We start from the raw sequence: 8,546 nt of genomic DNA, 5'->3' as shown, positions 1-8,546 counted from the left end.
ACTGCTCCTGACCCAGATCCGCCTGGATCTTCCGCAGGTCCTGCGCCGCCTCCTCGACCCGCTGGGCCGCCTGGGCCATTTCTGCTCTGTCGACCGAAGACTTCTGGCTCATCAGTCATCCTTCCCGACTTGGTTCTACTTGTGTTCGACGCGACGCGAGCCCCCGTTGTTCATCGTCGACCCGGTCGACTTTGAACTCCATGGTCGGGCACAACGCACATCCTCGTAAAGCGACATTACGGTGCAGGAACGGTGCATGGTCAGCGATGCGGCTTACGGAAGACCACATCGGACGAAAGGGGTCGGCCGAAGCCCGCTGACCTGGGAGCGCGGGCCGTCAGGCCCACATCTGAGTGTTGGTTCCCTCGGCGGACTGGTAGTTCTGCTGGGCGGTCCCCACCGCCTGGCCGAACTCCTTGACCGTGTCCGCCTGCTGCCGTGCCACGCGCTCCCACTTCCCCTTCGCCTCGAAGTAGGCGTCGCGCGCGTCGTCCTCCCATCTGGCCAGGCCGCTCTGCAGGTCGGCTTCGAGCGAGTCCAGCAGCGAGACCATCTCCCGATGCTTCGCCTGGAACATCGCCTGGGCCTGCTGCATGGTGGCGTAGTCCGTGCTGAAGGCTTGACTCACGGCATCCCTCCGTAATGACCGTAACGCGCGGCGATCGTATCAAGATTCTGCGCTACGTTGGGAAACTTGCCCTTTTATCCTGATCACTCTGCGGCATCCGATTGATCACGTACCGGCACCACTCGATTGAATGGGTTCAAGTGCCCGCTGCGGGTCCAATGGCGGCCCCTGCGGCACGAGGTTGAGCAGGTTGGCGGGAACCGGTACGGAGTCGTTCTTGTCTCCGGAGATGGTGTATCCGAGCGCCTTGGCGGTCTCCGCGGACTTCAGCGCGTACCTGCGGCCGTCGTCGGCGACGAGGGCGTAGGTGTTGATCGACTCGACCGCGCCGGTCGCCGGCAGCACACCGGCCAGAACCGCGCTTCCCGGCGGCAGGACCACGTTGTCGACGCCTCCGCCGGACGCCTGCACAGGCATCGGAAGGTCAGCGCCGCCGCCGATGGTGAGCTTGGCGTCGTTCGAGCCCTTCCCGGGGTTGGGGTAGACGACGCAGAGCGACTGCTTCGCCTCGTACGGCCGTACCGTGATCTGCGACTGCGGCAGCCGCTCGTCCATGACCCGCTGCGCCGAACGGTGGTTGGTCACCATCGCGCCGTCGAGCGGGGTGTCCTTGGGGAGCCGGTACGCGGCCGAGTTCTGGATGAGCGCGGCCTGCAGGACGCTGATCGGCGCGTACCCGTCCGGCATCAGGACGTAGGGCTGGTCGCCGCCGCCGACGCCCTTGACCCGGAAGACCTGACCGACCACCCCGTTGGCCCCGGCGAACTGCGGCTGGCGGCCGGCGCCGGGGATGTTCGGCGGGGCGAAGTCGGGACCGGCCGGCAGCGCGTTCACGAAGCCGGGCGACACCTGGGCCGGGGCGGACGCGCTGAGCACGGTGAGGCCCGCCGGCGACAGGCGCATCCGCTGGTTCTTGTAGATCAGCCAGTTGTTGTTCGCGCCCGTGCTGACGACCACGCCCATGGCCGGGTCGAGCGGCTCGCCGCCGACGTCGCGTCCGCCCACCAGCGAGACGACCGACTGCCCGGTCCCGCCCTGCTGGTTCTGCCGGACGCAGACCGACCACGGGCCGCCGACCAGCCGCTTGGCCGCGGGGACCGAGTCGGGCGCGCCCGGGATGCCGATCATCGGGCCGCGCGGGTAGTCCGAGAGCGACTTGGCGGAGACGGACTTCTGCTCGGGGGCCGCGCCGCTTCCGCCGCCGGCGAGGGACGCGGCGAGCTTGGCCGAGGCGTAGTTGGCCACCGGGCACAGCACGTCCTTCTGCGAGCCCTTGGGGGTGCACCAGACGTAATGGGCGCCGGTCTCCTTCTCCATGAGCACGATGCCCTTTTTGTCCAGCCCGCTGTTGCCGCCGCCGAAGAGCAGGCCGACGATCCCGAACCCGGCGCCGACGAGGATCGCGACCATGATCCCGGCGAACGTGCCGATGTTCATCTTGCGCAGCGGCGCCTCGGGATAGTCGGGCTCGGCCAGGATCAGGGCCTGGGACGCGCGGTGGGTCATCAGGCGGTGCGCCTGGAGCAGATCCCTCTTGGTCTGCATCGTGCCTCCCCCGTCAGCTCACCACGGTGCGCACGTACTCGAAGACCCCGGCGACGCCGAGCGCGAGCGGGACGAGCGCCACCACGAAGAGGATTTCCAGGATGTCTCCCGCACGGCCCCAGAACGGGGTCAGCTTGTTACCGGGCAGCCACATCCCCACGCCGGTCGCGATAGCGGAGACCACCAGTGTCGGCAACAGCACACCGACCAGCAGGAGGACCTGGGAGTCGGCGTCGAGCGCGGTGGCGACGGCGAGCGTGCCGAGCCCCGCCACCCCCGGGATGAGGAGCCACAGCTTCTGCGCCCGGGCCCGGAAGATCCGCGCCCGCAGCAGGACGGTGAAGGACAGGACGACGCACATGACCGGGCTCACCCATCCGCCGTCGAACGACAGCGGGACGATCGCGCCGATGGCGACCAGCCCGATCGCAGAAACGCCGCCGGTCACGAACCGGTCGGCGACGGCGGTGCGTTCCAGGAGGGCGCGTCCGTCCACCATCAGGGTGTCGCGGCGCAGTTCCTCGGCGCTGCCGGGCACGGGTGGCAATTGGACTCTCGCGAGTTTGAACGAGACGCCCGGCAAGAGCGGTGTCAGCGCGAGCGCCACCGTGACGGTGATGGCGGCGATTCCGGCGCCGTCCATGTCGAACACCAGCGGGACGGCGCAGTTGGCCGTCCCGAGCAGCGCGGCGATCGCGACCCCGTAGAAGACCGGCAGACCATCCGCGATGGCGAACCCGGCGATCGTCGCGGCCAGCACCACCGCGCCGAATCCGGCGACCAGGTGCAGCGCGCCGATGTCCAGCAGCGAGTCCTTGTTCGCCGGTGCCAGCAGCCCGGCGATGAACGCGTAGGGCAGCGCCGCGTATCCGAGCGCCGAGCCGGCTCCGGCGTCGCCGAGCGCGCGGGACAGCGAGATCGCGGCGGCCAGCAGGAGCAGCGAGATGACGCCGGCGCCCACGGCGGGGGCGATCCAGGACGAGCCCATCCAGGGCGGCCCGGCCAGCAGCAGCGCAAGCGCTCCTACGACCAGCCCCGCCACGCCCCAGGCGATGGCGAACCTGCGGGTGGAGTCTTGGCGCCAGCGTCCTGGCCGGTCCTTGACCCCGGTCGCGACGACGTCGGGGACGTCGTCGAACACGAGATCGGGGATCTGCGCCATCCGGGGGCGCAGGTAAAGCAGATCGCCGTCGCGGATACCGGCCTGCGCCGGTGTGCTGGCGGGGTCGAACGGGGCCTCGTCGAGCTTCTGCAGCACCCAGCCGCCGTGCGCCAGACCGGCGTCGGCGAGGTTCTGGCCGGCGTAGCGCAGCATCGTGGGGTAGAGCTCGGCGAAGGTCGCGTCGGCCGGCAGCGCGATGTCGACCCGCCGGCTCGGTCCGACGACCGTGATCCGGCAGAGGTCAGCTCCTGGGAGCGCACTCACGACTTCCTCGCAAATCTTCCGGTGTTCGGACCCGGTCCGGCGGACGGACCGTGCCCGGTGGTCGGGCAGTGCCCATTGGTCGGGCGGTGCCCGGGCGCCGGGCGCTGCCCGGCTTCAGGGCGGTGTCCGGCAATCGGGCGTTGTCCGGCGCTCGGACGGTGTCCGCGGTTCGGACGGGGGGCGAAGCACCTGCATGGTGCCATGCGGGTCACCTCGGTCGCCGGGGGATCTTCGTGCTTCATCATGACGTGGACGGTGGTGGTGTGATCGGCGCCAACCCTAATGTCTGGATGGGTCCGGCGTGTACCGGACCGGTCACTGATGGGTTCGATGTGACTCGCATGCCAGATCTGATGCCTCTACGATTCATATCGTTCAAGTAATCGCACGACCACGTGATCGTGATACGCAGGCGCGTGATCGTGACTACGGCAAGCAGCAGGACACCGGGAGACCGGCGGCGCACCCCGCGCGCTGCTCAGGACAGTGTGCGATGGAAAGGACGACTAGCGTGAGCACGGACATCGTCCGGCGCAGGGAGCGGCGCGACCCCCCGCCAATGCCGCGGGGAGAAATCCTGCTCGAATCGCCGCCGGAACTACCGGAACTGATCCCCCAGGGCATGCAGGCGGTGCTGACCTACCTGCCGATGCTGGCGGGTTCCGGCGCCATGGTCTTCATGATGGCGGGCCGCGGTGGCGGCACCCTGCAGTACGTGGCGGGCGGCATGTTCGCCGTCTCCATGTTCGGCATGATGCTCGGCCAGGTCGGCCGCGGCAGCGGCGAGCGCAAGGTCAAGCTCAACAACGAGCGCCGCGACTACCTGCGCTACCTGGGGCAGGTCCGCAAGAAGGTCCGCAGGGCGGCGAAGCAGCAGCGCGAGGCGCTGGAGTGGGCGAGCCCCGACCCCGGTTCGCTGTGGTCGCTGGCCATGAGCGCCCGGTTGTGGGAGCGGCGCCCGTCCGACGACGACTTCATCCAGGTGCGGCTGGCCAGCGGCGCGCAGAAGCTCGCGGTGCAGCTGATCGCGCCGGAGACGAAGCCCATCGAGGACCTCGAACCCATGACGGCGGGCGCGCTGCGCCGGTTCGTGCGGACGCACGCGAACGTCCCGAACCTGCCGATCTCGCTGTCGCTGCGGTCGTTCTCCCGGATCGTCCCGTCCGGAGATCCCGAGGCCGTGTACGGGATGGTCCGCGCGCTGATCGTGCAGATCGCAACGTTCCACTCCCCCGACGACGTGCGCATCACGGTGTGCGCGTCGCGGGAGCGGATGCCGTGGTGGCAGTGGATCAAGTGGCTCCCGCACAACCTGCACCCCACCGAGCACGACGCGGCGGGGCCGGTCCGCCTCATGGCGGAGAGCATGACGACGCTCGAGGCCATGTTCGGGCAGGACGTCAAGGACCGTCCCCGGTTCCAGCCGGGCCTGTCGCAGGACGACCTCCCCTACCACATCGTCATCATGGACGGCGGGCAGGCGTCCTATGACTCCCAGCTCGCCGCCGACGGCGTCGAGGGCGTCTGCATCATCGACCTGACCGGCTCGGTCGCGCCGACGCCCGAGGCGACCATGCTCCGGCTCGGCATCACCAAGCAGGCCGTCTCCCGCCTCACCAAGGACCGCACCGGCAAGGACGTCGCCACCCGCATCGGCAAGCCCGACTCGATCACCCTCCAGCAGGCCGAGTCGCTGGCCCGCCAGCTCGCCCCGCTGCGCGCGAGCGCGTCCACCGGCCCGATGGAGGACGCCCTGTCCGGCGCCACCACGGTCACCTCGCTGCTCGGCATCGAGAACCCGTTCCGCGTCGACCCGCGCGAGACGTGGCGGCCGCGGGCGCCGCGCAACCGGCTGCGCGTCCCCATCGGCGTCGACACCGAGGGACGGCCCGTCCACCTGGACATCAAGGAGTCCGCGCAGGGCGGCATGGGCCCGCACGGCCTGTGCATCGGCGCCACCGGCTCCGGTAAGTCCGAGGCGCTGCGGACGCTGGTGCTCGGGCTCGCGCTGACCCATTCGTCCGAGGTGCTCAACTTCGTCCTCGTCGACTTCAAGGGCGGCGCGACGTTCCTGGGGATGGAGAACCTCCGGCACGTCTCCGCGATCATCACCAACCTCGAGGACGAGCTCCCCCTCGTCGACCGCATGTACGACGCGCTGCACGGCGAGATGGTGCGGCGCCAGGAGTACCTGCGCGCCCAGGGCAACTACGCCTCGCTGCGCGACTACGAGAAGGCGCGCGAGCAGGGCGCCGACCTGCAGCCGATGCCGACGCTGTTCCTGGTGCTGGACGAGTTCTCCGAGCTCCTGTCGGCCAAGCCCGAGTTCGCCGACCTGTTCGTCATGATCGGACGGCTGGGACGGTCGCTCGGCGTCCACATCCTGCTGGCGTCGCAGCGTCTGGAGGAGGGCAAGCTCCGCGGCCTCGACACGCACCTGTCGTACCGGATCGGTCTCCGGACGTTCTCCGCGCAGGAGTCGCGCGTCGTGCTCGGCGTCCCGGACGCCTACGAGCTGCCGTCCGCCCCCGGTCACGGCTACATGAAGTTCGGCACCGAGTCGATGACCCGGTTCCGCGCCGCGTACGTGTCCGGTCCCGCCTCCGAGGACCTGCAGCCGAAGGACCAGGGCGGCCCGCAGGTCATCCGGCAGATCGTCCCGTACATTCCGGACTACATCCGTCCGCACGTCATCGAGAACCAGCAGCAACAGCAGGGGCCCGAGGAGGAGACGCAGGCCTCGCTGTTCGACGTGGTGGTCGGGCAGCTGGAGAACCACGGCCCGCCGGCGCACGCGATCTGGCTGCCGCCGCTGGACGCGCCACCCACGCTGGACGAGCTGCTGCCGTCGCTCGCCGTCGTCCCGGGCCTCGGCCTCACGACGCAGCACGAGGCCTGGCGGAACCGGCTGCACGCGATCGTCGGCATCATCGACAAGCCGTTCGACCAGCGCCGCGACCCGATGTACGTCGACCTGTCCGGCCCGGCGGGCAACGCGGGCATCGCCGGCTCGCCGCAGACCGGCAAGTCCACGATGCTGCGGACGCTGATCGCGTCCCTCGCGATGACGCACACGCCCCAGCAGGTGCAGTTCTACGGCCTCGACTTCGGCGGCGGGACGCTCGCGGCGATGGCGGACATGCCGCACGTCGGCGGCATCGCCAACCGCCTGGACGGCGACCGCGTCCGCCGCACGGTCGCCGAGGTCACCGCGCTGCTGGAGCAGCGGGAACGCGAGTTCGCCGAGCGCGGCATCGACTCGATGCCGACGTACCGGCGGATGCGCGCGTCCGGCGAGATCACCGGCGACGGCTACGGCGACGTGTTCCTCCTCGTGGACGGCTGGATGACCCTCCGCCAGGACTTCGAGAACCTCGAACCCGTCATCACGGACCTGGTGGCGCGCGGTCTCGGCTACGGCATCCACGTGATCGCGACCGTCAACAAGTGGTCGGAGTTCCGGATGAACGTCCGGGACCTCTTCGGCACGAAGCTGGAGCTGAAGCTCGGCGACCCGTACGAGTCGGAGATCGACCGGAAGCTGGCCGGGAACGTCCCGGAGGGCAAGCCGGGCCGCGGCCTGACCCGCGAGGGCCACCACTGCCTGACGGCGCTGCCGCGCATCGACGGCGAGACGGACGACGCCACGCTCGCCGACGGCGTCAAGAAGCTGGTCGCCGCCATCGCCGGCAACTGGGACGGCCCGGGCGCGCCCAAGGTCCGGATGCTGCCCGCCGTGCTTCCGGTCTCCTCGATGCCGAGCGCCCAGGAGAGCGGTTCGCGGATCCCGATCGGCATCGACGAGGACACGCTGTCGCCGGTTTTCCTGGACTTCCAGGCCGAGTCGCACTTCCTCGTGATCGGCGACACCGAGTGCGGCAAGTCGAACCTGCTGCGCATGATCACCAGCGGGATCATCGAGCGGTACACGCCCGACCAGGCGCGGATGATCTTCATCGACTACCGGCGGGCGCTGCTGGACGCGGCCGACACCGAGCACCGGATCGGCTACGCCGCGTCCTCGGCCGCCGCGCAGGGCCTGGTGAAGGACATCGTCGGCGCGCTCCAGGCGCGGCTCCCACCCGCCGACCTCACGCCCGAGCAGCTGCGGGACCGGTCGTGGTGGAGCGGCGCGGACCTCTACCTGATCATCGACGACTACGACCTGGTGGCCACGTCCGCCAACCCGGTCGCGCAGCTCGCGGAGCTGCTCCCGCAGGCCCGCGACATCGGGCTGCACGTCATCGTGTCCCGCGCGTTCGGCGGGTCCGGACGCGCCATGTACGACCCGGTCCTGCAACGCATCAAGGAAATGGGGTCACCCGGCCTTCTGATGTCCGGTAACAAGGACGAGGGAGTCGTGCTCGGCAACGTCAAGGGCCACGCACTGCCGGTCGGCCGCGGCTATTTCATCAACCGCCGCCATGGCACCCGCCTCATCCAGACCGCACACCAGGAATAGGAGGATTCGATGGCCGAGTTCAGCCTCGGACCCGACTTCGAGCGCTTCCAGCGCGATATGCAGCAGCAGATCGGCGACTTCTCCAAAATGCAGGAGACCATCCAGGCCGCGGTCGGCCGCGGCGAGGCCGCCGAGGGCCGGATCGTCGCCGAGTTCAAGTCGGAGGGCGGTCTGACCAAGCTGGACCTCGACCCCCGCGCGCTGCGGCTGTCGTCCGCCGAGCTGAGCGAGGAGATCCGCACCGCGGTCAACGCCGCCGCGCAGGACTTCCAGACCAAGGTGAAGGAGGCCGGGTCCGACCTGTTCCCGGCCAAGGACGACGGCCAGGCCATGGACCCCGCCAAGGCCCTCGCGTCCCTCGACAAGATCGCCAACGGCTTCGCCGGCCAGATGCGTACCCTCGCCCACGAACTGGGCGTCCAGCAGCAACGCGCCAAGGAAGCCATGGACAACTACAAGGGCCCCAACTCCCCCGGCCCCCGCTG

At 69.7% G+C, this 8,546-nt stretch carries 5 protein-coding genes; 2 read left to right on the top strand and 3 right to left on the bottom strand.

The annotated features are described in order from the left end of the window. Positions 1 to 337 precede the first annotated feature (337 nt). The 3 genes from E1287_RS40255 to eccD all read right to left on the bottom strand — a co-directional run bounded on the left by E1287_RS40255 (position 338) and on the right by eccD (position 3,599). Positions 338 to 628 carry a WXG100 family type VII secretion target gene (locus E1287_RS40255; RefSeq protein ID WP_131970912.1) on the bottom strand — a complete coding sequence of 97 codons (291 nt, stop codon included), beginning with the start codon at positions 626 to 628 and terminating at the stop codon, positions 338 to 340. A gap of 105 nt (positions 629 to 733) precedes the next feature. Next, on the bottom strand, positions 734 to 2,173 hold the full coding sequence (eccB, locus tag E1287_RS40250) for a type VII secretion protein EccB (protein WP_131970910.1): 1,440 nt from the start codon (positions 2,171 to 2,173) through the stop codon (positions 734 to 736). Between the two features lie 13 nt (positions 2,174 to 2,186). After that, positions 2,187 to 3,599, bottom strand: coding sequence for a type VII secretion integral membrane protein EccD (gene eccD / locus E1287_RS40245; RefSeq protein ID WP_131970908.1), 1,413 nt, complete (start codon positions 3,597 to 3,599; stop codon positions 2,187 to 2,189). 511 nt (positions 3,600 to 4,110) lie between these two features. On the opposite strand from eccD, the gene eccCa reads away from it, so the two are divergent. Together eccCa and E1287_RS40230 are read left to right on the top strand one after the other, a co-directional pair. Next, positions 4,111 to 8,061 carry a type VII secretion protein EccCa gene (gene eccCa / locus E1287_RS40235; RefSeq protein ID WP_131970904.1) on the top strand — a complete coding sequence of 1,317 codons (3,951 nt, stop codon included), beginning with the start codon at positions 4,111 to 4,113 and terminating at the stop codon, positions 8,059 to 8,061. A gap of 9 nt (positions 8,062 to 8,070) precedes the next feature. Continuing rightward, positions 8,071 to 8,546, top strand: a 476-nt coding sequence (locus E1287_RS40230) for a YbaB/EbfC family nucleoid-associated protein (protein WP_131970902.1), incomplete at its 3' end; no start/stop codon positions are given.

This window comes from Actinomadura sp. KC06, from assembly GCF_004348735.1.
In the GTDB taxonomy this organism is placed as follows: Bacteria; Actinomycetota; Actinomycetes; order Streptosporangiales; family Streptosporangiaceae; genus Spirillospora.
Note: the sequence above shows the minus strand (reverse complement) of the source record. Positions and strands in the feature narration are given on the sequence as shown.

Excerpts from the sequence above, each read along its gene's own strand:
- eccB (WP_131970910.1), bottom strand. The coding sequence starts at position 2,173 with ATGCAGACCAAGAGGGATCTGCTCCAGGCGCACCGCCTGATGACCCAC.